Below are 24,949 nucleotides of genomic sequence, written 5' to 3' on the forward strand. Positions count from 1 at the left end.
CATACTCGATCGCATTAATTCGGTCTTTCGCTCTTCGCAGCCCGCAGTCGAAGGGTAACGATCGCCCCCGGCGATAGGTTGCCCAGATCGAGCCTGCGATCATCTTCCAAAGCTAGACGCCTGATCTTGTCCTCCACCAGATTCACTTCTTCCGCGAATTCGACGGGGAACGAGAACGCAATCCTAGCGCGCGTCGGCCTATTGTGAGGCTCGAAGAGCCGAAGCACGTAGTCCGCTTCCGTTCCGGAGCTTCCGAAAGCCGGCTTGAATGCCGTTGCAAGCAAGCCCTCGGACGGCTGCCACCCCGAAGAACCAAGCTCCTCGATGCGGATCGCCCCGAACGGTTCCGATAGCGGCGCATCGCCCGATTCGCTCATATGCGCGGCCATGGGCTGATTGAATTCCCATGCCCTTCGATCCGCTTGCCCCGCCTTCCAATCGGACGCATGGGGATATACCGAGTAGGCAAACTCGTGTAACCCGAGATCCGGGAGATTGTCGGGCTCGTAAGAGCTTCTCAGGAGCGTCAGCGAGATCGTAGAGCCTTGGATCGAGCAGCCGAATTTCCCGTTATTAAGCAGCGTGACCCCGCAGCTTGAAGGAGATTCGGCTTCCGATACACCGCACCAATGGATGGCCGGCACCTCTTGTCCGTTCGCCTCGCGTCGAATCGTGCCGAACGGAATATCGAATACGGCGTCCGGCGATTGGAGCTGCGTCGCGAACGACACCTTTAGCATCGGGGCATCCGCTTCGGCCGTCCCCTTCTCCTGCCAGTTCACGCGGGTCAGAACATCGATCCGTTCGATCCCGGCGTACATCCGGATCTCTTGACGGATTTCCGAGGACTGATGGCGGTGAACGACGGCGATCGATTGAACGACAGGTCCATTGGTCACCGCGGACACCTCGGCTCCGCGAACAAGCCGGTGGATTCGGGTGATGGGACCGATATGCCAGGCCGACATGCCGTGCGGTGCTTCATCATGCACCTCCAACAAATTAAAGCCGGCCTTGCTCGTCAATTCGCGTTGAAGCGTCTTGTCCAAGAGGCTTGTGATCGTGCCGGAACCGCTGTCCACCGCGAGACGATACCGATTGTTCTCAAGTATGTGCGTTCTGCCTCCGCCGGCGGAAACGACGTTACTGCCGTCAGCTTTGGCTCCGGCAGCTTTGGAATAACGATAAGACGCGAAGCCGTAAGCAGGGATTTCTTCCGCCAAGAAAACTACGGAACCGTCATTCATTTTTTGAATCGGCGTCCGGTTCCCGGAGGAATTTATCATTTCATCGCCGGTTTCCCAGCCTTCTATTTGCGGGAAATCGCTTCGCTGTAGCGTGACGATATCGGTCCGGCTCCACGACAGCGAGTTGAACACGGTAACGACCGGGTCCGAGGCCCCACGGCTGCCGGGGATCGTCCGCTCCATCGCGCGGCGCGCTCGGCTCTCGGCGATCGAACGAGCGTCACGAGACGCGGGCACCGCCTCCTGATACGTCACCTGAATGGCGCAGCCGCAGACGATATCATGGAATTGGTTAAAGCATTGCGTACGCCACGGCTCCCGAAGCGCATGCTCCGTCTCCGCGGGCGGCGGCGGATTCGTTCCGGATGCAAGCGAGTAAGCATCGGCAATAACGGTGAGGCTTTCCGCCTGAACAAGCGCATGCTCCGTTTCCCGATTCGCGCGCTTGATATCGCCGTGAGACGTATAGCAGCCTTCGAAAATCGTGTTAAGCTCCCCTTGAATGACAGGGAGGCGAACGCCGGATGACTCGACATCCCGATAGAACGCGGTACTACCCGAGAATATAAAGCGAGGCAAGAGACGGCTTTCGTTCAGTCGTATTCCTCTGCGAATATCTTGTTTGGTCACGCCGCCCCCGTGGTCGCCGATCCCGTACACATACATATTGCAGGACAATCCGTAATCCTTGGCCATCTCGATCGTGCCCGGAACGATATCGGAGGCATAAATTCTTCCGTTATAATGACGGGGATCTTGAAAGGCGAGCACGCGAGAGCCGTGTTCCCCTTCCCACCAGAACAGCGAAGCCCCTTTGCCTGCTCTGCAAAAGTAATAGTATTTTAGCCCGGCCTGAGACAAAATGTCCGGCATCGTCGCCGGGTGCCCGAACGTATCCGGCTCCCAACAAATTTCCGGAGATACGCCCAGTTCATCCCGGCAATACGAGATGCCTTCGACGAGCTGCCGGATCATCGTCTCGTAGCCGGCCATGTTCAAATCGCCCTCCACCCAGGTCGAGGCCGTTACGTCCCAGCGCCCTTGATCGATCCGGGCTTTGACCCGAGCCCACAGCTCCGGATACCGCTCTTGCATGGCTCTGTACGTGGCGGCTTGACTATGCGAGAAACAGACGTCCGGATATTCCTCCATCATACCGTCGACCGATTCGAAGTCTCTGCGGATCAAGTCCTCCGTTTCGCTCCACGGCCATAACCAATTCATATCGATATGAGCGTGTCCGACCAAATAAATGCGATACTTCTTCGCATACGGCTCGAACGAACGAAGCTTCTCCCGCACCGACGCGATGGAGCGTTCAAGCTCCTCCCATCGGTTTTCCTCAAGAGCCGATACAGAAAATGCAGCCAGAGAGTCCTTCACAGCCCGAACATGACTCTCCGTATTCGCATCCCCGTTCTGCAGCAGAAAGAGAACGAAGCGAAGCTCTTCCGAGAACGTATCGAGCGTGTACAGCCATTCCTCCACGACGCCGATTCGAAGATCCGCATCATGAAAGTATCCGAGGCCGTCCCCTTTGCGGCAGTGAATGACGATATCGTACACTTCATTGCCGTTCACCGCAGCAGTCAGCGGGATCGGAACGACCTTCGTATCGGCCCAATAGTCGACCGCATACACCCGCTCGCCATTGATGAAGATGTCGGAGCCGATCAGCAAACAAATCTCGAGAAGCGCCTCGGAGCCGGTGAGCTTCAGACCCATGAACTCCGCCGGAATTCGGACTTGGCGGTAAAAGGTTTTGTCGCTTTTTTGAGGAGGCCATGCGTATCGAATGCGAGCTTCTTCCCAATTCCGATGCAACGCGGGGCATTGCTCTACCGAAACGATCTCATTCGTATATTGCCACTTGCTCAGCGAGGCGATCGCCTGAAGCTGCTCCTTCTTCGCTCGCAACGAACCGCGCAGCCCGTCGACGGTTACGGTCAGTTCCGATATTTTCTTAGAAGTATTCATCTGATTCCCCACCTTGTATCGCTAATTCATACATGCCCTGCAAACAGATTTCCGCATGCTTCATCATATCCTCGATGCGGACATACTCGTCCGGCCGATGCACGTTGTTATCGACCCCGCCCACCAGTCCTGCGCCGAAGGCGACGCCATTGTTGTTAAGCTTTCGGGCATACGTGCCCGCTCCCATCCGCAGCAGCTCGGCCTTCTCTCCTGTCGCGCGCTCGTACACTCGGCTTAAGATGCGGATGACGGGATGCTCGGGAGGGACGTACACCGGATGGAGATGCCTAGTAATATTCATCTTCAGCCCATACGATTGCCCTTGCTCCGCGACGCGGCCGAGCAGCCGATCGCCGTCCGCGGTTACCGGATAACGAACATTGATAATGGCGGTTACGGTATCCTCTTTCGTGACGATTTGCTTGAGAAATACAAGCGTAGACCCCGAAGCCTCGTCGCTGTGTTGAATGTCCAGCGACTGCCCGTTCGTCTCATGTCCGAGCTTCTCATGCAGAAAACAGACAAGCGGCGCGGCATCGGTCGCAACGGGGAGACCGGCGAGCCATTCCATCAGATCCGCGATCGCATTGGTCGGTTTGTCTCCGGTTTTACCGTTTGCCGTGATCGCGATATGCCCGTCCGCGCTCATCTCCACCTTCAGGTTCGTTCGGCCGTTCAACAGCTCGCGCCATTCGCCTTCGGAGACATGCCCTGCGGCGATCCGGACTTCGCACGTATCCGGCTGCATAATAAGCGGCATCCCGCCCGTCAAGCCGACGATGCGGAGCCGTTCCGTCTCTTGACGGCGATCTGGGGTATGCGAGATTTCGACCATCGCGTTGCCCATTTCTACGTTAAACATCGGATAGCCGGCATCCGGGACGAACGCGAAATCCGGCTGCGGCTCTTTGGAAAAATAATAATCCATATCTTTCATGCCGCTTTCTTCGTTCGTTCCGAAGATGACCCGGATGCGGGTCCGGATCGGAAGGCCGAGGTCGCGAATCGCCTTCAAGCAATATAATGCGACGACAGACGGCCCTTTATTGTCGGACGCTCCTCTTCCGATAATCCGGTCGTCCTCGATCAAGCCGCCGAACGGCGGATACGTCCACCCTTCCCCTTCGTGAACCGTGTCCAGATGAACCAATACCGCCGTCTGAAGGTCGCCGCTTCCGTATTCCGCATAGCCGGCGTATCCGTCCACATTTTTCGTCTGAAACCCCATCGAAGCCGCCAATTCAAGCATGTACTCCAGCGCCCGGTTCACCCCGCCGCCGAAAGGCTTGCCCTCCTCGGGTTCCTCCAGGACGCTTCGGATCCGGACGAGCTCGGCGATATGATGAACGATCTCGTCCCGATATTTGGCCATTTCATTCCCTGTCAACATCTGCTTTCCCTCCATGTTACACCTTCATCGAACGTAACCCTCTATCCAAATCGTCAATGAGCGAATCGACCTGTTCCAAGCCGATCGAAATTCGGACCAAGCCCGAAGGAATGCCGGTTCGCCCGGAGCTTTCCTCCGAAATCCCGATGCCGGGTGAATTGATCAGGCTTTCGAAGCCGCCCCAGCTCGGCCCTTCCTCGAAGAAGCGCAAGGACTTGATGAACGCCCAGATTTGCTCGTCATTGCCTTTCGGCACGAAGCTCATCAAACCGGAGTACCCGGTCATCTGTTTGCGGCCGAGCTCATATTGCGGGTGGCTCGGAAGCCCCGGGTAATAGACGCGCTCCACGGCCGGGTGCTCTTCCAGAAACTTCGCCACTTTCATCCCATTTTCCTGATGCTGGCGCATCCGGATCGGCAGCGTGCGGAGACCGCGCAGCAGCAGCCAGGACTGGTGAGGGTCCATGATCCCGCCGAGCATCCCTCGCTCGCGGTGCATCATTTCGGTCATCGTTTCCTTCCGGCCGATCACGACGCCCCCGACAATATCGCTGTGCCCGCCCAAATATTTGGAAGCCGAATGGACGACCAGGTCGATCCCGAACCGGATCGGATTTTGATACATCGGAGTAGCCCACGTATTGTCTATGATCGTCGTAATGTTGTGTGCGCGGGCCAACCGGGACAGCTCCCCCAAGTCCTGCAGACTGAACAAGTTGGACACCGGACTCTCCAAGAAAATCACCTTCGTATTCGGGCGAATCTCCCGCTCGAACGCTTCCACGGACTCCGATTCGACGAACGTCGCCTCCACGCCGAAGCGAGTCAGGTACGTTTCCAAAAAACCGCGCGTCGGCGTGTATACGCTTTTCGGACATATGACATGGCTGCCCTGCTCCAACGCATGCAGAAGCGCCGAAGTGATGGCGGCCATGCCGGAAGCGAAGCACTTGGCTTCTTCCCCTTCCTCTAAAGCGGCGATTTTTTTCTCCGCGATTTCGGTCGTGGGATTCGTCACGCGAGTATAGGTATAGCCGTGATTGACCGTTTTCCGCGTAAAGAGCGAATTTTGAAAGATCGGCGGGACGACAGCCCCGAGAAACCGATCGTAGTCGTCCCCGAGATGCGCGCAAATATCTTCTTTGCTCCATGTTTCTTGACCTCGATGACCGCCCACGCGGAACACCTTCTTTCCGAAAAAGTGGTAAGGAGCCGCTCCGGAAAGCGGCCCCTCTTTGTAAGGCATCGCCTGCTCACTTCAAGGGCTCGCCGTCGCATATCGCATTGAGGATATTCGTATGGGGTGCCTTGCCGCGCGTATCGGCGAATATTTCGTATCCCTTGCAATAAACCCCGTCGATCAGGAAGTTTTCGGCGCTGCCCGTTTGTTCGTCGAAGGAAACGATTTTGCCGCAAGGCGCATCGTTTTTCCGTACGGCCATCACGTTTTTCAGCACCAGATTGTCCACGGCGCCGACCACTTTAATATACTCCGCATTGGCTGTGGCGCTGCCTTCCTCCAAGATCGTAAGGCCGTCGATGATGATCGTGTTCATGTGCTGGCCGTGCGCTTTTTCTATGTTTTTCTTTTTATCGACGAACGGAATGCCGATCTCGGCGATCGGACGGTCGTCGCTCGGGTAATGATGACGGATATTTTTGAGCGTAAGGCATTCAATATTTCCCCCGATGCGGAAGAGGAACGGGTTCGTATAATGGTAATTGGGCTCCGACTGACGTAAATCCACGTTTTCAATCAAAATATTCCCGAACGACCCGTAGCCGTCGCTGAACCACGGATTGATGTAAAATCCGAAGGACTTGTATGTTCCATAGACGTTGCGAATCGTTACTCGGTCGAGCCGTCCCTTGGCTCTGGAAAGCAGCCGTATGCCCTGATCGGCATCGTCCATGTACACGCCGTCGACCTCTACATCGGTAATATCCGACTCCCGGTCGAGCTCATCCGGCGCCAGCGCAAGAATATCGTCCCCCGTACGGCCGCTGAGGTTTTTGATCGTGAGGAACCGCCCCGGCCCCCAGAAGTGCAACCCGTCCTGATTTTGGCCGGGCATATGCTCTTGCAGATCGATGTGCACGTTTTCCACGACAACATGCCGCCAGTTGCAAATAACGGCCGCCCAGCTTCTTTGATCGCGAATCGTGATATCCTTGATCGTCAAATATTCAACGCCGTAAAATTCCAGCGCCATCACCATGCGGCCGTCGACATATTCAAGATCTCCGGGCGAGCCGAACACAAGGTCGCGTTGGTCGGTGGGGACATGATGCAGTTGGTTTTTGGCGTTGTGGTTGTACGTGCCGCCCAACAGCGAGATACAGCGGGTTTTGATCGACTTTTTGTCCCGGTCGGCGTTGATCACGATGGAGCAATTGGACTGATCGTCCAGAAAGAAGCCGCAGTCTTTCGTCAGACATTCGATCGTCGTATTGGAGTGAACGACCAGACCGCTCACCAGCGCGACGCCGTCCATCACGAGATGAACGCCTCCGTCTGATTTGGCTCTGTCAAGAACCTCTTGAAGCTGCCTTGTGACGTTTGTGCCGCCGCCTGTAAATACATTGCTGTCCAGCGTCGCGACAGAGCTTGCGTATACCGTTCTGACAACCATGCGATTCCATCCTTTCTTCTATGCTCAATGGCAATAGGGTCTTTTTTGATCATCCCTAGTATAAGATCGGCTGAAAGCGTTTCACACCGTGTGAATTTGTTCTTTTATTAGGTTTCTTGCGCTTCCCCAGATCGACACACGCGGTTGTGCGACACATAAACAGACCCCCGTTCCGGACCGGAGCGGGGGTCGTCCAATGTATAAGGCCTTCATACGGGCTGCGGCAGCTTGCTCGTCTCGCGCCAGAAGATCGCCGTGCCGATGAGGCCGCAAGCCGCGGCGAAGAGCAGCAGCGCCGAGATCGGGATGACGTCGACGAGTGCCGCGCTGATAATCGGGCCGAACGAGCCGCGGATTCCGGCTAGCAGCAGGTGGAGGCCGAAGACGACCGCCTCGCGTCCCGGCGCGATGCGGAAGACGTACGCAAGGATGCCGATGTCCCAGATCGCTTCGCCGACGCCTTGCACCCCGCCCGCCGCGATGACGGCCGGGTAATTGCCGAACAAGCCGTAGAGAAGCGGCGCCACGCCGAACGCGGCGATGCCGTACGTCAGCGTCCGCTCGGGCGGATACCGATCGACCGCCCAGCCGACGACGAGCAGAGCGGCGATGAAACATACATAATACGTCATGCGTGCGTATCCGATCTCCACGTTGGTCAGCTGCAGCATGTCGACCTGCAAGATCTGATACAATGGCTGCGCGAAGAGGTTGCCGTAGCCGGAAAACGTCGTCGCGATCAAAAAGATCGCCAGCGGCCGATTCTCCTTCACGACCGCCCACTGCTCCTTCAGCGACGCGCGCTTCGCGGCGGGGGGGCGGACCGGCGCCGGCTCCGACGTACGCACGCCGAAGAACATCGAGATCGACGCGAGTCCGGTGAGAGACGCTAAGATTAGCGGACCCGAAGGACCTGCGATATCCGTCCACAGGCCGATGAAATACGCGATCGGGATCATGAGGACGCCCATGGCGACGCGCACGTACCCCATCAGCCGTCCGCGGAGCGGCGCCGGGTACATGCGAGTCATTAGAGACGCGTACGCCGGCGCTTGAATGCCCATCATCAAATGGAACGCGAGCGCGGTGGCGACGAACACCCACGGCGCGCCGAAGAACGCCGGAAGGAGAATGAGCGCCCGTCCGACGACGTTCGGCCAGATGACGAACGGCTTTGGGTTCATCCGCTCGATCCATGCGGCCCACAGCGGCGAAAACAACAGCCCGATCGCCGGCGCCGCCGACAGCATCCCGGCCTGAACGTTCGTCGCCCCTTGCTGCAGAGCCATCGGTACATAGAATTGGTTAAAGACGACGTTGAACGCGCTGAACACGACGGTCGCGCCGAAATCCCAGCGGAAGTTGTTCCATGCGTCGGGGCCGAGCGGCATGCCGAAGCGAGGCTGAGGTTGAAACGAAAAAGCAGTCTTCAAGAGGGTTCCTTCATTCTGTAAGTAGTTTACGCATTTTCATGTAGAATCCCATAAACGCGGTTTTCGCAAGGAGCAATTGGACCGTTCCGGAGCGCGGTGGGGGTCTCCGGCACGGCTTTTATCGTACTCCGCGAACACCCGCGCTTCGCCTTCCCGAATTCAATGGCGTGAAGTCTTCTTGTCCCGGTCGGTGCCCCGTCTTCTTTGGCTCGGTCAAGAACCTCCTGAAGCTCCAGCGTGACGTTTGTGCCGCCGCCTGTGAAGACGTCGGCGTCCAGAGTCGCGACAGGGCTTGCGTAAACAGTTTTGACAGTCACACCCATGACATCCTTCCTTTTCAGCGGACGGTTTGGGTTAATAGTGACTATCCCCAGTATAAAATCGGTCGAAAGCGTATCCCATCGTGCGATTTTGTTTTTTTATTAGGTTTCTTGCGATCTACAAACCCATTTGAGATTTGTTTGTCCTAAATTCAAGGAGGCTGCCAAACGGCAGCTTCTTCCTGTTGGCAAGCCCTGCTTTTTAATAATTTTATTTGAAAAAGAAAAGTTCGCCCGCCCCTTGAGCCAGGAATTGCGTCCGCACATCTTTCAACATTTTTCGAAAATGTACAAAAGCCGCTTCGGGTGCCCTCCAAGCCAAATCAGGCATCGATAAGAAAAAGCGGTTTGGATACAATTCTTGCTCGTTTTAACAAAGTCAGTCTGTCGTAAAGCCTCTTATTATGTAGGGTATCCGATACACTTCACTATAGGAGGTTTTTTTATTATTGCATTTGCAGGCAGTTCAAACCCGTATAGCCCTGGAAAGCATAGCGTAGATCAAACTCGAAGGTGCTGAGAAGATACCGATATATCCACGAGTAATTGTTCCGCTGTGAAGCGGCTCAGTTGCCTGCCAGGGTTGCCTGCCAGGGTTGCCTGCTAGGGAGCATTGGTACCTGAAAGCGGCTCTGGACAAGCATCTCTACGAGGATGCGGAAGCTGCAGGAACACTCCGACGGAGAATTTCTGGAGTTGCGAACGCCCCCGCCCCAATTGCAGAAAGAACCTAACGTTACGCTGCCGCTTCTCTTTGAAGAGCTGATCCGTGCGCAAACGGATATGGAGCTGTTAGTCGGCATTTATCGCGTTTTGAAACCGGCGCTTTTAGAAGCGTATACGCCGCATATGGCGGAAAACCAGCAGCTTGTCGACTATCCGACCATCCGTGTATTAAAGGGATTGTGCTCCGATCTACGCGAGCAGACCGGCTGGGGGGAGCGGATGATTACGCAGCTTCAGCGAGAGGGCGAACCTCCGGAGGAAGCGGCCGAATTCGAACGGCGGATTGCCGACTATTTGACCGCCGCAGGAGGAATTGCAGGTGAGCAAGGAGTCGATGTACACGTGCCTGCGCGGTGGCGGTCGGGCAAACCGTATAAAATGCCGAAGAACGCCGTCAGGGATGCCAAGCGAATGGGAGCATCCGCATTGGGACGAACGCCTAGGACAAGGTTCTTGACACGCATCGGAAATTGGATCAAGTTCTTGACATTGGCTATTGAGAGAACTTGACCCTCTTCGTCGATGATGGAACATACATTCATTCATTGCACCACCTTATGAAAGAAACGGCTGCCTCAGTTAGGTAGCCGTTTCATTCTGCAAATCCTCGATAAGCGAAACGTAATAATTCATAGCTTCTTCGGCGTTACCTTCAAACATGAGAAACGATGCGACCTTTTTCATTTTCTACAGCACCTCCAAAGTGGGTCAACCTTATAACCTGGTTTCAATTCTTCAGTATTTCGTCAATGGGACTATATTATTTTTTGATTTTGATTCTGTAACGACCATCTCTAGAGCATACGCAACGGATTCTCCCGGTTGCAAAACCAGCGGCACCCCCGCGCCGCGTTTCCGCCTCTCGGCCTTCAACCAAGCAATTGGATGGCTCCAGTCCAAGGACATGCTCCCCGGCCCCGGGCATCCGCCACTGCACAAGGATCGGCAGCGTGTCAGCCGACCAGCGCAACGTCACTCGAACCGGTTTTGTCGCCGTCCCCGCCGGAAACGCTGGATTAAAGAGGCTCGCTTCAGCCATGTGATCCGACTTCAGCGCTTCTTGATCGAGCATATGGTAATAGACGGACTCCCGGCAACGAGGGTCCGGATCCTGCCACCTCAGACAATCCGCAAGCCTTGCATGCTCGTCTCTCGACGTGCTTTGGGCGGGCGGTAAATCAATCTCCGTATGTTTATCCAGTAACGGAAATCCGAAGTTGAAGTGGTACAGCATCATATGCGCGGCGGGTTGAAACCCGAAGTTTTCGACACGATCCTTGATCGTGATCCGATTTTCTCCAAGTCGTCCCGAGATGCTCCGATACAGCCTGAGTTTGCACCCGAAGATGGAGCTTTCTTCGATCACGCCGGAGATGCTCCATTCGACCTCATCTCCAGACCATTGCTCGCATATGGCAATATGTAAAGCCGGCGTATGATGCGCCCGACCATGAAGGCCGTTAGCGCCGTGTTCGTCCTCGGACGGGGACCCGACATGAGCCAATCCGCAGGTCATCAGCAATCCTCCCGACGCTGTCCGAAGCCAGCCCGTTCCCTCCGGTTCGTAAAAAGCCGGGTTCGCATCCCCATTCGGCGATTTCCAAGCCATTGAGGCGCCTAGAAATTCCGCAAGCGAAATATCGAGCCCATTGGACGGAACGACGTCGAAGGCGAGCCCCGCGCCCGTTCGCACTCGAATGATGTCCGTCCCGGCCTCTCTGCCTTCCGTTAACGTCATTCTGCGAATGCCGCCGATCTGCCCCAGATGGCCGACACGAGCTTCCAGCTCGCGCCGCGTCCATGTTCTACCATACAACTTCATTCGATGCGCACCTCCCTAATCCTCATCGATGGAACGCGAAATAATACAAGGAACCAATTAAGAGGAACCATGAAATGTCAAAGTCGTCCCCATTAGTGCTCGAGAAAATGGTGACGATCGCGCCATTTCCGCTTCCGCGAGCAAGATGCCCGCCACAAAAAGCATCCGCATTGCAGGCACCGGCTCGTAAACGACAGGAAGCGGCAGTCTTACGGCCTTACAACGGTCCCATCCGCTTTCCGGTCTACAGGGTACGGCTTATGATACGGCGTCGACTTCGCCTCGGCCGCAAGCAAGCGGGCCGCCTTCCCCTCGTCGATATCGACGCCGAGTCCCGGAGACTCGTTCGCATACAAATATCCCCTCTTTAATTCCGGGGTGCCGGGGAACGCCTCCCGCTCCTCCGGTCGGAAGACGTTGTCCTCCTGGATGCCGAAGTTCCAGATCGCCAGATCCAGATGCATCGCCGCGGCCTGGTTGACCGGGTCGTTGTCTCCGCCTTCCTGCCAAGCGGTTCGGATGCCGTAGGCCTCCGCCACCGCCGCGATTTTCCGGCACTGCGTGATGCCCCCGACTTTCGAAACTCGGACGCGGATATAATCGATCAGCCGTTCTTGCAGCAACGGCAGCCATTCATGGGGATGGGTGAACAATTCCCCGACGGCCTGCGGCGTCGCACATTGGCGGCGAATGTCCCGATAGTACACGATCTGCTCCGGAGGGAGGACATCTTCGAGAAAGAACAATCGGTAGGGCTCCAACCGCTTCGCCAATTGAATGGCATTACTGGGATTGAGATGTTCGTGGACGTCGTGCGTAAATTTCGGAGCATCTCCGAACTTTACGCGCAATCGCTCGAACATAAGAGGAATGGCGTTCAGGTACGCCTCTTCATCGAAGACGTGCGGCACAGGCGGCGCGCGTTCGGGTACATTCGCTCGGCTTGCGGGAATGAACCCTCCTCCGCCGTAAGCTCCTAATTGACAGCGAATAACGCCGTACCCTTCCTCCATATACTTGGCGATATCCTCTTCCAATTCCGTCTGGTCGCGCCCGGCGGCATGAGCGTAGCACGGCACCGCCGAACGGCAAGGGCCGCCTAACAAGCGGTATACCGGCATGCCGGCCTCCTTGCCCTTCAAATCCCAAAGCGCCATATCGATGCCGCCGATCGCTGTCATGAGATGGGACCCGTTCCGCCAATAGCCGCTCTGGTACATCGTCTGCCACAAATCCTCGATCGCTCCGGCGTCCTTACCGATCAATAGCGGTGCGAGCAGTTCCTCCACGACCGATACAACAGCCGACGGGTTGAAGTGGTCGTTCGCCGAGCCTATGCCGTATAAACCCGGTTGGTCCGTCTCCACCTTGATGATCGTCCAGCTGGCGTCGCGCCTTGTGCGAATGCAACGCATGCGTTTGATTTTGGTCACATCGAACGCCTCCTTATCTGCGGATATAATCTCGCCAAGAATGCATGGGACTCCAGTTCAGCAACTCTCGCGCTTTCCGATTGGTATAGATAAGCGCATGGCCCTCGAGCGGTTCGCGGATGTCCGTCAGCGCCGGGTAGTACCTCTTAATGAGCTCCATCGTCTCCACCTCGGCCATCGTTTCGTTCGCCGTGATGTTTAACGCTACAGCGCCGAGCCCCTCCGCTTCCATCGCCGCACGGCAGGCGGCGGCGGCGTCGCGGACGTCGACGTAGCTCCACAAGTTTTTCATGTAAAGCCCGGGATCGTCGATCATTCCGCGGAAGTGTTCATACTGGTCGGGCTTCACGATGTTCGCGAACCGAAGAGACACCGTTTGAATTCCCGTTTTTCGGTGATACATCTCGCAAGTAAGCTCGTTGGTTTGTTTGGATAACGCGTAGCAGTCGCCAATCTGGAACGGGTGCTCCTCGTCCATAGGCACATAACGAGGAGACTGCGGCTTCGAGGACCAGCATATTCCGTAGATCGATTCGCTGGAGCCGACGACAGCCTTGGTCATGCCAAGAGAGGAGGCGGCTTCCAGCACATTGAACGTTGAGATCGCGTTATTGCCGAAGGTCACTTCCGGCGTGCGCAGGACGGGAGCGGGGATGGCGGCTAGGTGAATGACTGCGTCGCAGCCCTTCAGCGCACCGTATACTTGGCCAAGATCGTTCAATTCCGCTTTGAGATGCGGACAGACCTTCTTACTAGGCGGATTGACGTCGATGGACAAGGCTTGGTATCCGTTAGTGAGCAGTTCGTCGATCACCCATTGGCCGAGGGAGCCTCCTCCGCCGGTAACTGCAATTTTCACCCTGTTCCCGTCCCCTTTCGATTCGGCATCCTCTGCTTTTGCCGGAGTCATTTTCATTTAATAGAAAGATTTTCGCCATTTAATTATGATCATTATAATATATGGCAAGCCGTTGCACTGGCATTAGTACCAATCGGTGTATAACATAGATAACTCCGATTAAAAATGTTATAATTAAATTATAACATTTTATCGGAGGCCGTATGACGAATCAAAATCAACCTTTATATCTACAAATTCGGACCTTCCTGCGTAATAAAATTGAAACCGGCGAGTTAAAGCCCGGAGACCAAATTCCGGTGGAAGCGGAGCTTGCGCAGCAATTTAACGTCAGCCGAATAACGATTAAGAGCGCATTAAAGATGCTCGTCGACGAAGGACTCGTGTACCGCACCGCAGGAAGGGGCACCTTCGTGTCCGATCCGCAGCGGCCCGCGGCGCTCGAGCCGGCCGGCCCGGACAACTACAGGAAAATCGGCCTCATCGGCCCGATGACCAGCGATTCGTACACGCTCGGCCTCTTAAGAAGCATCGAGGATCAATGCAAGGAACAGAACTTGATTATGTTGTTCCGCTCCGCGGTCACGCAATCCGAGGAAAAGGAAGCGATCCGCATTCTGCGTTCGCAAGGCGTCGAAGGACTCATTATTTTTCCTGCGGACGGCGAAGCCTACAGCCAAGCGATCCTCGATTTAAAGACCGAGGGCTTCCCCTTCGTGCTGATCGACCGGTATTTGCCGGGCATCAAGACGAACGCCGTCGTCTCCGATAACTTTCAAGGCGGCTACCTCGGTACGGAGTATTTAGTCAATAAGGGGCATCGGCAGATCGGCATCGTCTCCGGAACGAAGTCGAAAACCGCCAGCTCGGAAGACCGCTTTTCCGGTTATCTCGAGGCGGCGCGTAAGACGGGGCTGAAGATCGAACCGCTCCATTGGCTGACGCGAATCGACGAAATTTCGTATCACGAGGAGCAGCCGACCCGGGACATGATTCGGGATTGGCTGAACGGTCAGCAGGAGCTCACGGCGGTTTTCGCCTTCGGCTCCGCCATGGCCGTCTACGTCGCGGAGATCGCCGTACAGCTCGGGAAGCGCGTTCCCGAGGATTTGGCGATCCTGTCTTTCGATACGCCCAATATTCGGGATTTTCAAGGTCTATACTTCAGCCGCATCGAGCAGCAGGAGGAACGGATCGGCGTCAGCGCCGTCGAACTTCTCCTGCAGGTCATCGCCGATCCCTCGATCATTGAACGGATCGTCATTCCCGTCAGCCTAGTCGAAGGCAGGTCGACGTAACGAGTTTGCGAACAAGGGACGGCAGTCGCCGTCCCTTCCGTTATCGACGCTCAAGGTACAGATCGTCCGCGCGGAACGTGACGCCAGACCGGAGATAAAACTCGTACCGGATCCATGTCGTTCCGGGCGCTAACGTCGCCGTACCTCCGTAGCTTTGCCATGCGGTTCCGGTCGCGATCGGTAAAATATCGGTTTGTATGATCGTCGAGCCGTTAAACTGCCTGACGACCAATTCCAATGTCCCGCCCGCCCCTTCGGACATAAACTTCCCTCCGAATCGCAAGGTGCCGGGGCCTCCGCTCGGGATCGCGACATCTTGATAGATGCTATTGGTAGGCGCACAAAGACCTCCGCAGTTCGTCGCGAAATAAGGCGTACCGTCCGGGGAGTTGTTCGGCAGGCGATAGACGGCCCAATTCGTGCCTGGCCCCAATCGATTCCACCCATACGTATCGGAACGCCAAAAATCGCCGTTCGCTAACAAATTGTCGGATTTCTCGAGCCGGTACCAATAGAGGCCGTCGTAATCCGGATCGGCCGAGCGGCGTCCGAACGCCAAATATACGAATCCGTCCGTCGGGTCTTTGAACAATCCGGCGTACTGCACGTTGCAAGGCAATATCCCGTTCGCGTCCTCAACAGCTCTGCTGGAGTAAATCATCGGATTCCCGCCGGGGAACTGGCTCCACGTCGTCGCGGTCAGCGAATCGCTGCGATAGAGACCGTAATTCCAATTCTGATTCGCGCTGCACGCCAAATTGATATCGGAAGCCTCGATCAAGTGATAATAGTAAACTCCCTCCTTGATCATATTTCCGGCCCCCGCTCCGATCGTACCTCCAGCCGTCCAGCTTTCCCGCCATGCGGCGGAATCGTACCGATCCGCCACCGCGTCGTTGGGCACGCCTTGGGAAGGATCGCCGGCGATCCATGCCTGAAAGTCGCTCGTCTTCGCGATGCCCCGGTACCCACGAATTCCGTCGTACCCGTGGAACGCCACCCAATAATACGTACCGTCGAATTGAAAAATATTGAAGGTACCCTCGTCGAACACGTTGCCCGGGCCGCCGGCCAAGGACGAGCAATCGTCCGACGCGCTGTCACAGATGTCATCCCACAGCTCCCCCGGAGTAACGACCGGGTTGCCTCCCGCAGGTTGAATCGTGAACGGACCCATCGGATCCGCCCCCGATCTAGACAACGCGCACCCCTTCCAACTAGTGCCGTCGAGACATTGAAACAAGTAATGCCACTTATTTTCCGCAACGTTGTAATAGGCGTCCCCATCGGTCGCCGCGCACGAATAAGGCGTTCCCGGAACGTGCGGAATGATCGTGACGGGCGCGGACCAAGTCGCTCCCTTGTCCGTCGATTTCCGAACCTGCGTCTCTAGTGCGACTCCGCCGAGCGAGGTACATGCCGAATCCGCAACATATTTCCTGTTAAAGTGATACCACGTTCCGTCAATCATGGTTTTGACCTGCGTACCGTCGAAATAGCTTTGCACGCCGGTAGATGCCCAGGTATTCTTACGAACGAATACCCACTCTGCATCGCCGTTCCAGTATTCGTCTAGCGTACCCGGCGCGCCGTTCCCGACCGCGGCGGAGGCGTCTTCGGCGGGGAACGGCGACTGCGGCGCCAAAGACAACAGCATCATTAAGGCGAAGCACCAAACGAAAGAGTACCGAACAGGTCGACGGCCGGGAAACCTTTGCATAAGACCAATACCTCCTACTCAATGTATGTCAACAGGTACAGATCGTCCGACCGATAAGAGATTCCCGCGTCTCGTACCCGAATCTCGAATCGCAATCGAACCGTCTTGGAAGATAGCTCGGCGACATCGTCGAACGACGCCCATTCCGGCGTCGCGGCGACGTTGAGCTCGTCGCTCCGGATCGTCTTCCCATTCGCGTCCATCTGGTGCAGCGCGATCGTCAGACCGCCTTCCGCTTCCTCGGCGTAAAATCCCCCCCCGAACCTGGCTTTGCCATTCGCGATTCTCGGAATATCGACGTCTTGATACGCGCCTGGGCTCGCCTTCGCTTCGCAACCGCTGCAATCGATATGTAAATACGGCGTCCCGTTCGGCGACCGGTTCGGCAGTCTCGGCGCCGCGAGGGACGCTCCGCCCGTCGCCGTCCACCCTTCCGTATCCGCCCGCCACAGATCGGCGTTCGTCAACAAATTGTTCGATCTTTCCAGCCGGTACCAATACAGACCGTCATAGTTCGGATCGTTGGAGCGGCGTCCGTGCATCAGGTATATAAATCCGTCGGACGGATCTTGAAACACCCCGGCGTATTGCACGTTGCACGGAAGAATGCCGCGATCGGGATCCTCCTCCGCCTTACTGGAATAGATGATCGGATTGCCCTCGGGAAACTGCTCCCATGTCGTGTTCGTCAAAGATGTGCTTCGGTATATGCCATAATTCCAGTTTTGATTGTAATTACAGGCTAGATTGATGTCGGACGCTTCGACCAGGTGGTAATAATAGTCGCCTTCCTTCAGCATCGCGCCGGCTCCCGCGCCGATATTGCCGAACGGGACGTCCCACGCCTCGCGCCAGACGGCCGAATCGTTCAAATCGTGGATCGCGTCGTCCGGCACGCCTTGGGAAGGATCGCCAGCGATCCACGTTTGGAAGTCTGCGGTTTTGGCGATGCCGCGGAAGCCGTGCGTCGAATCGAAGCCGTGGAACGCAACCCAATGATGGGAACCGTCGTACTCGAAAATGTCGAAGGTGCCTTCGTCGAACACGTATCGCGGCCCGAAGCTGAGGCTTACGCAATCGTCTTCGAACTCGTCGCAAATTTCGTTCCACAGTTCGCCGGGAGAGACGACCGGATTGCCCCCGGGAGGCTCGATCGTGAACGGCCCCATCGGGTCCTCTCCTTCGCGGGACAACAGACAGCCCTGCCATCGCGCCCCGCTGCCCCCCTCCAAGCATTGGAAGAGATAATGCCATTTGTTTTCCGCTTCGTTATACCAAACGTCACCGTCCGTCGCCGCGCAGGAATATGGCGTATCAGGAGTATGCGGCAGGATGACGACCGGGTCGGACCAGGTTACGCCCTTGTCGGTCGATTTCCGCACCTGCGTTTCCAGCGGCGAACTGCAAGCGTCGTCGGCGGCCAAAATTTTCCGGTTGAACAAATACCAAGTGCCGTCGTCCATGATCTTGACCTGCGTCCCGTCGAAGAAACTGCGCACCCCGGTGCTCGCCTGCGTATCCTTGCGCAAATAGTTCCACTTCGCCTCGCCGTTCCAATACTGCGCCAGCGTGGCCGGGGCGCCGTCGTCCGCGGATGCGTATTTGCTGCCCGGCGGCAGCGGGGGCGGCGGGTCGCCCTCCCCCGCTGCGAGCAGAAACCAGACCAGAGCGAGAACGAAGGCGAGAACGGCAATCCCGGCGAAAACGGCGACTCGCGGCCCCCGCGCATCGGCCCATAAATTCATTCGAACCCCTCGCAATGCATATCAGATATCGAATTGTACGGTGATCGTCGCGATCTGCTTCGACTTCAGTGATATCGGCACGCTTCGCTCCGCGAACGCCGCATCCGATAGCGGTCGTTCGTCCAAATCGACGAGCATCGCCGAGCGCAGCGGCTTATCGAAAGACAGCGTTCCCTCCTCGGACCTGTCGGCGGCGTTCCATACGCGAACGACATATTGTCCCGGTCGATCCTCCGCAGCTTTGACTGCGCTGACGAGTACGTTCGGATTGCTCGACGAGAGGAACGACTTCGCGAGCGGCAGGTCCGCATTCTTCCGCCGGTGCGGCGTCTCGAAGCAGGCGCGGTCCATCGGCCGGTCGACGGAACGGATGCCGCAGACGAAAGCATGATGCTCTTGGAACGAGCGACCCGGGAACGATTCGTCCATTGCGAACGGGCGAATCACATAATCGAACGTCAGCTCGCGGAGCAGCTGCCCGCCGTCGCTTCCGTCGCTCAACACTTCCTGGCCCGTGCTTCGGAATAATGTCAAGGCGACGGTCCGTTCCGTGTCGCTCCGCACGGCGACCTCGTACAATCCTTTGCTGTAGACGGCGAGACCGGAACGGTCGTCCGCTAGAGCGACGATGCCGTTGTGGGGAACCTCGTCTCGCGCCTTTTCCATATAATCCGAATAATCCAGGCGCTTCACGCTCCGCCGCACGAAGTCGAACGGCGTGCTCGTGTAGTACGCGTCCGTCCGAAGCCCCGTCGCGAACAGAACCTTCAACCGATGATCCCGCGCCCGGTTATCGATCGTCGTCCGGCAGACGAGCGCCGGATCATCCTTTTTCAGGTCGATCCGGGTGACGATCGGAAGCTCTACGAACTCGTTATGCCTCCTCGTCCCGCCGGCTTCGATCGACTTCGGAAGGCGCCAGGTCAGCCGAATTTCGATTCGAGTCATGTACGGCCCGTCGAAGACGGTAGAAATATCCGCCGCATTCCCCGTCGTGCGGAACACGCCGTTCGTCACCGGACTAACGTGGTTCCAGCCTTCCCCGATGTCCGCCTCGTCCTCGAACAAAAGCAACGGACCGAAATCCCGTCCGGTCTCGCGGTCGTGAATCCGGATCGAGCCGTTCGAATACACTTCGAGCCGAATCCGCTCGTTCTCCCATGCATTCGCGTTCACCTGCATCGTGCCCGGATACCGGACCGGCTTCCTCATGCGCGGAGCGTCGTATTCCCCGGGGCCCGGCCCTTCGTGCTGCACGAGCTCCACCGTATAGGATGCGTACCCGTATGCGGGAATTCGCGCCGGCAGAGCGATCCGGTACCGGTCGACGGCATCGGCGTGCGGAATGTCCCGGTAAGGTCTGCGTTTCTGCACGCTGTTCCTCATTAGCTCCAACAGCTGATAGGGAATCTCCCGGCGGTCGGCATCGAAGATGCGGAACAACGTACCCATCAATCCCGTCGCGACGCCGGCGACGCCGGTCGGCAAGGCGAACTCCGTCTCGACGACGCCGTTCGTCTCCGAAGCGGACGCGTTAAACAGCGTCAGCACTCGTTCGCCGGGAGCGCCGCTAGCACTCAGATGATTTGAGACGTAGCGGAGCTGCTCTTCGATCATGCGTTCCGCGATCAGCTTGGACTGGTCGAAGCGATAGATCATATCCCGGTGCACCTGATCGATCGAACAACCGCAGATGGAGTCGTGGGGATGATTTTGAAGGAGATGTTCCCACGCGCGGTCGAAGAACGCCTTGGGATAAGGCCGTCCCTCCAAGGCGGCGAAGACGCCCCATGGCTCTGCCCATCGTTCGAGCGTCGACTCGCAATCGTAATTTCGTTGCTTAAGGTGAATCCGGGAGGACAAGACGTTATTCATCAGCCAATTGTTGACGCCAGAGTATCCCGGAGAGCGCTGCTCGCCTCGGAGCACCGCGACGTCCCGCACCCGCTTCCGCATATCCTCAAGATAATGCTCAAGATGCGTATGTATGAATTCGACGCCGCCCAGCTGCTCCGCCTCGTTCAACGTCTGCAACATCCAAGGAAGCCGAGGCTCGACCTCGATATGATCGACGCCGTCAAGCCCGAGCGCCAAGTCCGTCGTCGCTCGGACCGATTTGTACTTCAGCATGGTTTGCGCGCGCTCGATCAGCTCCTTGGCGTCGTAAGCGAAACCGCGCTCCGCGAAAGGCCACCGAAGGAAAAAGTAAAAATCGCCATAGGAGCGGTCCTCGTCCAGCTTTAACCCTAGCACGCGGCTTCCGTCCGCTCCTTCCCAAATCATCTCTGAGGCGTCGGCGTCGCCGCGGAAACCGCGGAACAGCACCGCGTTGTCGATGCCGAAGCCTTGCAGGAGCTGAGGAAGCTGGCTGTTGTGGCCGAAGATGTCCGTGACGTACCCTGACTTCATCGGCTCGATGCCCCAGCTGCGGGCGCGCCGGAAGCCGGTCGACAAATTCCGGATCAGCGATTCGCCGCTGACCAGAAACTCGTCAGGCATCACATACCAAGGTCCTACGCGAATTCGCCCCTCTCGAATGAGCTTCAGGAGTCGATCGCGGTTTTCCGGACGAATTTCCAAGTAATCGTCGATAACGATCGTCTGGCCGTCCATCATGAAGTAACGGTACCCCGGGTCGCTTTCCATTACTTCGAGCAGCTCGTCGATCAAATAAACCAGCCGCACCCGGTAGCCTTGAAAATCCTGATACCATTCCCGATCCCAGTGGGTATGCGACACGACATACACCTTCTTGATTTCACCGGTTGCTTTCGTCATGATTCACCTCGTTAGCGAGTTACGGCAGTCGATCAGTCCAATGGAACGACTGTTCGACTGCCGCTGGGATTCCCTGCCGGTTCCTTATCCTTATTTCAAGAGCGCTTCTACCTTTTGCTGAGCGCCGTCGAGGATCGACTTGACGTCTTCGTTCGTCATGAGGGTACGGGACATCGCCTCGCCGTAGATTTGCCATGCACGCGTGTTATCTTTCGCGAACGTCGGCAAGCCCTTGACGTTGCCGGCCATCGCTTCGTAGAATTTGTAAATTTCAGGATGCGCTGTTTTGTATGCTTCGCTCTCGCCGATGCTCTTCAGCACAGGCGGGCGTACGCCGGCGTCTGCGATGATTTGCTGCACGTCCTCGCTAAGCATCGCTTCGATGAATTTAAAGCCGCCCTCTTTGTTCTTCGCGTAGATCGGAACGGAAGCGAACGCCGCTCCGATCGTAATATTGGCTTGCTGGCCGCCTTCGGACAACGGCAGCGGTCCCGTGCCGCAATCCAAGTTCAGAGACGCGCAAGTGGAGACCATCCACGGACCTTCCGCCCAGATGCCGACCTGCCCCTTGTTGACAGGATCCCAATAAGCGCCTTCGCCCGTGTTGGCCATGACGCCCTTCGGCGCGTATTGATTCAAATCACGCAGGAATTGAAACGCCGCGACGTTCTTTTCATGGTTGAATATCGGATGGTTGTTCTCGTCTACGAAGCCGCCGCCGTTGATAAGCGGGTAGATGCCGGCGCGGAGGTAACCGCCGTTATTCGGCCCCGCGTAGATAACGCCGCCCCAATATTCGCCTTTGCCGGCTTCGGTGATTTGCTTCGACATCTCCAGCATTTCGTCCCAAGTCGTCGGCCCCTTCTCGGGATCGAGACCCGCTTTGCGAAACACGTCCTTGTTCCAAAACAGGATCGATACGCCTGGCTGGAAGGCTACGCCGTAAATCTTCCCGCCGTACTCCATCGGTTTCCAAGCGCCTTCGACGACCTCGTTGCGAACTTTCTCCGCGAGCCAATCCGGGAACGGCTCCAGCAACCCCTGTGCCGCGTAACCCGGGGATTGCGTTTCGCCGGTGATGACGTCCGGCGTCGATTTCGCGATGAACGCGGCCGTTTGCTTTTGCACAAGCGGCTCGGACCAGCCCCAATCCTCTTGAAGCAAGTTATAGCCTTGATCGGCCAGCTTCTGGTTGACCGCCTTCGCGATATCGAGCGGCGCCAACTGATCCTTCGGCATCGGATCCGTCGCCTTCTTGATGTCCGCTTCGCGGGCTTTAATTTGGTCGTCTACGTCGCCTGTGCCAGCCACGTTATCCGCACCATTCACATTGATGACGATGTCGGCGATCTTCTCCGGCTCCGCTTCGCCCGCGGCGGGCTCTTCCTTCGTTTCTTTCGCGGGCATCTCCGCGGGGGCCGGATCGCCGGCGGCCGGATCGGCGCCGTCGCCCCCGCCTCCGGAGCAAGCAACAACGGTAACGAATGCAAAGACCGATAAAAATGATAAAATCCATTTCTTATTTAACCGCATATAGAAACCCCTTCCATATTGTGGTTACACTCAAAGCGCAAACATCATCATAATCATATAGAATATATTTTTTGGAATTTATTAGCCTTTGATTCCGGTGTTCGCCAGTCCCTGCACGATGTAGCGTTGGAAGAAGAAGAAAATAAGCAGCATCGGAATCGTGATGCCGAGACCCAACGTGATCATCAACGGATAATTCGGCAATCCCATCGGATTTTGCGCGAGCGACGACATCCGCGAGATTGCGGCGGGTAGCGTCTGCAGCTCGTTGCTCGTCGTGAAGAAGAACGGCGTCGCCCAGTCGTTCCAAATCGCCTGGGACGTCGTAATTGCGATGAACGCCAAGATCGGGAACTGCAGCGGCATTAAAATTTGGAAGATAATGCGGAACGTGCCTGCCCCGTCGATTTTCGCCGCTTCGTCCAGCTCGAACGGAACCTTCTCCAACGATTGCTTCACAAGGAAAGTGCCCATGATGTTAATGGCGGGACCGCCGACCAAGTACACCCACCACGAGTCCAAGATGCCTTCTCCGCCCGTGAAAATGTAGTTGCCTCCGGCGAGCGGCCATCTGGCGAACTCGATGAACGTCGGGATAATCGCCACCACGGGCGGCACCATCTGCGTCGCCAGAAGCACGAGGAACAGCGTATCCCTTCCGCGGAACTTCAGACGGGAGAAGACGTATCCGCCGAGAAACGCCGTCAGCACGGCCCATACCAGCCCGTACGCCGTGCGCAGGATGGAGTTCAAAAAGTAGAGCCGTACTAGCGGATCGCCGGCTCCCCCGACGAGCGTCATGAAATTCTCGATCGTCGGATCTTTCGCGATCGGGAACGGTCCGATGACGGTGCCGGCGTACTCCTCTGCCGTCATGAAGCCCGTCATCACCATGAAGAGAATCGGATATACGAGCGCAAGCCCCCCGAAGAAGAGGACGACATGCCCGAATACATGGATCGGCCGCCATTGCCGGCTCATGCGGTTCTCCCTCCCTTCGCCTTCTTCCGTTCGTTCCGTTCGTTCTCCGTCGCGTACCGGAAGTAAACGACCGTAAAGATAAACACGACGGCGGCCAAGACGACCGAGGAAGCGCCGGCCATCCCTAAATTAAAGTCGAAGAAGCCGTCGCGCAAAATGCGATACACAAGCACCTCGGTTTGTCCGAAGGGCCCTCCGCCCGTGATAAAGATGACTTGCTCGTAAATCTGAACCGCCCCGATTAAACCTGTAATGACGACAAAGGTGGCGATCGGCTTGATGCCCGGAATCGTCACGTGCCAAAATTGCTGCCGGCGGTTCGCTCCGTCGATCGCTGCCGCTTCGTACATGACCGGATCCACGGACTGCAGGCCTGCCAGCCAGATGAGCGCCGTGCCGCCGATTCCCTTCCAAATCGAATAAACGACGATCCAGAATACGCCCCAACCGACCGAATATTGCCACAGGATCGGCTCCTTCCCGAGGCTCTTAAGAATGTTGTTGATGACGCCGTTGTTCGCGTCCAGGAAGATGTTGAAAATTTGGGTCGTGGCTACCACCGACGTCACAACGGGGATGTACCACATCGTCCGGTAGAGACCCTTGCCGGCCAGCGGCAAGTTCATCAGCAAAGCGACGGCGAAGCCGCCGACGATCGTTAGCCCCGTTACGAGCAAGCCGATCCAAATCGCTCTCCATAACGCCAAGTAATAGACTGAATCTTGAAAGAAACGAACGTAGTTTTTAAATCCGATAAATTTGGGAGCGTTCGTCACGCCGATCCATTCGAAGAATCCTAGGAAAAATCCAAATAACGTCGGGAAACCCGACACGACGAGCCACCAAATCAGCATCGGACCCAAGATGACGGAGGCTACGATCGCATCCTTATGCCTGCGGTAAAACACGGAGCTTCGGATGCGGCGGACGCCTGAACGCGGCGCGGGCGGGGCATCCGTTTTCAGAATGAGCTGCTTTGACATGAGACTCCACCTCGCGCGACGTCTTGGAAACGCATTCAAACCGATCGAAAAGAAAAACCTTCCTTCTTACC

The 24,949-nt window shown here is 56.8% G+C and carries 17 protein-coding genes; 2 read left to right on the top strand and 15 right to left on the bottom strand.

The genetic code is table 11. The annotated features are described in order from the left end of the window. Positions 1–14: 14 nt before the first annotated feature. The 5 genes from FE782_RS00660 to FE782_RS00680 all read right to left on the bottom strand — a co-directional run bounded on the left by FE782_RS00660 (position 15) and on the right by FE782_RS00680 (position 8,680). Positions 15–3,224, bottom strand: a complete 3,210-nt coding sequence (locus FE782_RS00660) for an alpha-mannosidase (RefSeq protein WP_138191478.1) — start codon at positions 3,222–3,224, stop codon at positions 15–17. After that, positions 3,211–4,614, bottom strand: coding sequence for a Sapep family Mn(2+)-dependent dipeptidase (locus tag FE782_RS00665; RefSeq protein WP_158299189.1), 1,404 nt, complete (start codon positions 4,612–4,614; stop codon positions 3,211–3,213). The genes FE782_RS00660 and FE782_RS00665 overlap by 14 nt, the downstream gene beginning before the upstream one ends. 16 nt (positions 4,615–4,630) lie before the next feature. Beyond that, positions 4,631–5,791 carry a trans-sulfuration enzyme family protein gene (locus tag FE782_RS00670; RefSeq protein ID WP_202914458.1) on the bottom strand — a complete coding sequence of 387 codons (1,161 nt, stop codon included), beginning with the start codon at positions 5,789–5,791 and terminating at the stop codon, positions 4,631–4,633. A gap of 76 nt (positions 5,792–5,867) precedes the next feature. Further along, positions 5,868–7,247, bottom strand: coding sequence for a hypothetical protein (locus FE782_RS00675; RefSeq protein WP_138191484.1), 1,380 nt, complete (start codon positions 7,245–7,247; stop codon positions 5,868–5,870). A 209-nt stretch (positions 7,248–7,456) separates the two neighbouring features. Further along, positions 7,457–8,680, bottom strand: coding sequence for an MFS transporter (locus FE782_RS00680; RefSeq protein WP_238392282.1), 1,224 nt, complete (start codon positions 8,678–8,680; stop codon positions 7,457–7,459). Positions 8,681–9,654: 974 nt separating this feature from the next. Between FE782_RS00680 and FE782_RS00685 the strand changes: the two genes are divergently transcribed. Then, positions 9,655–10,236: a hypothetical protein gene (locus tag FE782_RS00685; RefSeq protein ID WP_138191486.1), complete on the top strand. Its 582-nt coding sequence runs from the start codon at positions 9,655–9,657 to the stop codon at positions 10,234–10,236. Between the two features lie 69 nt (positions 10,237–10,305). Here the strand turns inward: FE782_RS00685 and FE782_RS33065 are convergent, their stop codons facing one another. The 4 genes from FE782_RS33065 to FE782_RS00705 all read right to left on the bottom strand — a co-directional run bounded on the left by FE782_RS33065 (position 10,306) and on the right by FE782_RS00705 (position 13,840). Then, positions 10,306–10,410: a VOC family protein gene (locus FE782_RS33065; protein WP_274388655.1), complete on the bottom strand. Its 105-nt coding sequence runs from the start codon at positions 10,408–10,410 to the stop codon at positions 10,306–10,308. A 76-nt stretch (positions 10,411–10,486) separates the two neighbouring features. Further along, positions 10,487–11,548, bottom strand: a complete 1,062-nt coding sequence (locus tag FE782_RS00695; RefSeq protein ID WP_238392283.1) for a DUF4432 family protein — start codon at positions 11,546–11,548, stop codon at positions 10,487–10,489. Between the two features lie 209 nt (positions 11,549–11,757). After that, positions 11,758–12,981, bottom strand: a complete 1,224-nt coding sequence (locus FE782_RS00700; RefSeq protein WP_138191488.1) for an enolase C-terminal domain-like protein — start codon at positions 12,979–12,981, stop codon at positions 11,758–11,760. A gap of 13 nt (positions 12,982–12,994) precedes the next feature. Next, a complete protein-coding gene (locus FE782_RS00705) occupies positions 12,995–13,840 on the bottom strand; it encodes an NAD-dependent epimerase/dehydratase family protein (protein ID WP_138191490.1) in 846 nt (281 codons plus the stop codon). A gap of 203 nt (positions 13,841–14,043) precedes the next feature. On the opposite strand from FE782_RS00705, the gene FE782_RS00710 reads away from it, so the two are divergent. Then, the gene (locus tag FE782_RS00710; protein ID WP_138191492.1) at positions 14,044–15,138 is read left to right on the top strand and encodes a GntR family transcriptional regulator; all 1,095 of its coding nucleotides are present in this window, start codon (positions 14,044–14,046) and stop codon (positions 15,136–15,138) included. Positions 15,139–15,178: 40 nt separating this feature from the next. Here the strand turns inward: FE782_RS00710 and FE782_RS00715 are convergent, their stop codons facing one another. The 6 genes from FE782_RS00715 to FE782_RS00740 all read right to left on the bottom strand — a co-directional run bounded on the left by FE782_RS00715 (position 15,179) and on the right by FE782_RS00740 (position 24,878). After that, a complete protein-coding gene (locus tag FE782_RS00715; RefSeq protein WP_138191494.1) occupies positions 15,179–16,858 on the bottom strand; it encodes a hypothetical protein in 1,680 nt (559 codons plus the stop codon). Positions 16,859–16,872: 14 nt separating this feature from the next. Next, on the bottom strand, positions 16,873–18,603 hold the full coding sequence (locus FE782_RS00720; protein WP_138191496.1) for a hypothetical protein: 1,731 nt from the start codon (positions 18,601–18,603) through the stop codon (positions 16,873–16,875). 21 nt (positions 18,604–18,624) lie between these two features. Next, a complete protein-coding gene (locus FE782_RS00725) occupies positions 18,625–21,381 on the bottom strand; it encodes an alpha-mannosidase (RefSeq protein WP_138191498.1) in 2,757 nt (918 codons plus the stop codon). Between the two features lie 90 nt (positions 21,382–21,471). After that, a complete protein-coding gene (locus FE782_RS00730; RefSeq protein WP_138191500.1) occupies positions 21,472–22,914 on the bottom strand; it encodes an extracellular solute-binding protein in 1,443 nt (480 codons plus the stop codon). 81 nt (positions 22,915–22,995) lie between these two features. Then, positions 22,996–23,895, bottom strand: a complete 900-nt coding sequence (locus FE782_RS00735) for a carbohydrate ABC transporter permease (protein WP_138191502.1) — start codon at positions 23,893–23,895, stop codon at positions 22,996–22,998. Further along, positions 23,892–24,878: a carbohydrate ABC transporter permease gene (locus FE782_RS00740; RefSeq protein ID WP_138191504.1), complete on the bottom strand. Its 987-nt coding sequence runs from the start codon at positions 24,876–24,878 to the stop codon at positions 23,892–23,894. The genes FE782_RS00735 and FE782_RS00740 overlap by 4 nt, the downstream gene beginning before the upstream one ends. Positions 24,879–24,949 lie beyond the last annotated feature (71 nt).

The organism is Paenibacillus antri (assembly GCF_005765165.1).
GTDB lineage: Bacteria > Bacillota > Bacilli > Paenibacillales > YIM-B00363 > Paenibacillus_AE > Paenibacillus_AE antri.

Excerpts from the sequence above, each read along its gene's own strand:
- FE782_RS00660 (WP_138191478.1), bottom strand. The coding sequence starts at position 3,224 with ATGAATACTTCTAAGAAAATATCGGAACTGACCGTAACCGTCGACGGG.
- FE782_RS00665 (WP_158299189.1), bottom strand. The coding sequence starts at position 4,614 with ATGTTGACAGGGAATGAAATGGCCAAATATCGGGACGAGATCGTTCAT.
- FE782_RS00675 (WP_138191484.1), bottom strand. The coding sequence starts at position 7,247 with ATGGTTGTCAGAACGGTATACGCAAGCTCTGTCGCGACGCTGGACAGC.
- FE782_RS00685 (WP_138191486.1), top strand. The coding sequence starts at position 9,655 with ATGCGGAAGCTGCAGGAACACTCCGACGGAGAATTTCTGGAGTTGCGA.
- FE782_RS33065 (WP_274388655.1), bottom strand. The coding sequence starts at position 10,410 with ATGAAAAAGGTCGCATCGTTTCTCATGTTTGAAGGTAACGCCGAAGAA.
- FE782_RS00695 (WP_238392283.1), bottom strand. The coding sequence starts at position 11,548 with ATGAAGTTGTATGGTAGAACATGGACGCGGCGCGAGCTGGAAGCTCGT.
- FE782_RS00710 (WP_138191492.1), top strand. The coding sequence starts at position 14,044 with ATGACGAATCAAAATCAACCTTTATATCTACAAATTCGGACCTTCCTG.
- FE782_RS00715 (WP_138191494.1), bottom strand. The coding sequence starts at position 16,858 with ATGCAAAGGTTTCCCGGCCGTCGACCTGTTCGGTACTCTTTCGTTTGG.
- FE782_RS00720 (WP_138191496.1), bottom strand. The coding sequence starts at position 18,603 with ATGAATTTATGGGCCGATGCGCGGGGGCCGCGAGTCGCCGTTTTCGCC.
- FE782_RS00725 (WP_138191498.1), bottom strand. The coding sequence starts at position 21,381 with ATGACGAAAGCAACCGGTGAAATCAAGAAGGTGTATGTCGTGTCGCAT.
- FE782_RS00730 (WP_138191500.1), bottom strand. The coding sequence starts at position 22,914 with ATGCGGTTAAATAAGAAATGGATTTTATCATTTTTATCGGTCTTTGCA.
- FE782_RS00735 (WP_138191502.1), bottom strand. The coding sequence starts at position 23,895 with ATGAGCCGGCAATGGCGGCCGATCCATGTATTCGGGCATGTCGTCCTC.
- FE782_RS00740 (WP_138191504.1), bottom strand. The coding sequence starts at position 24,878 with ATGTCAAAGCAGCTCATTCTGAAAACGGATGCCCCGCCCGCGCCGCGT.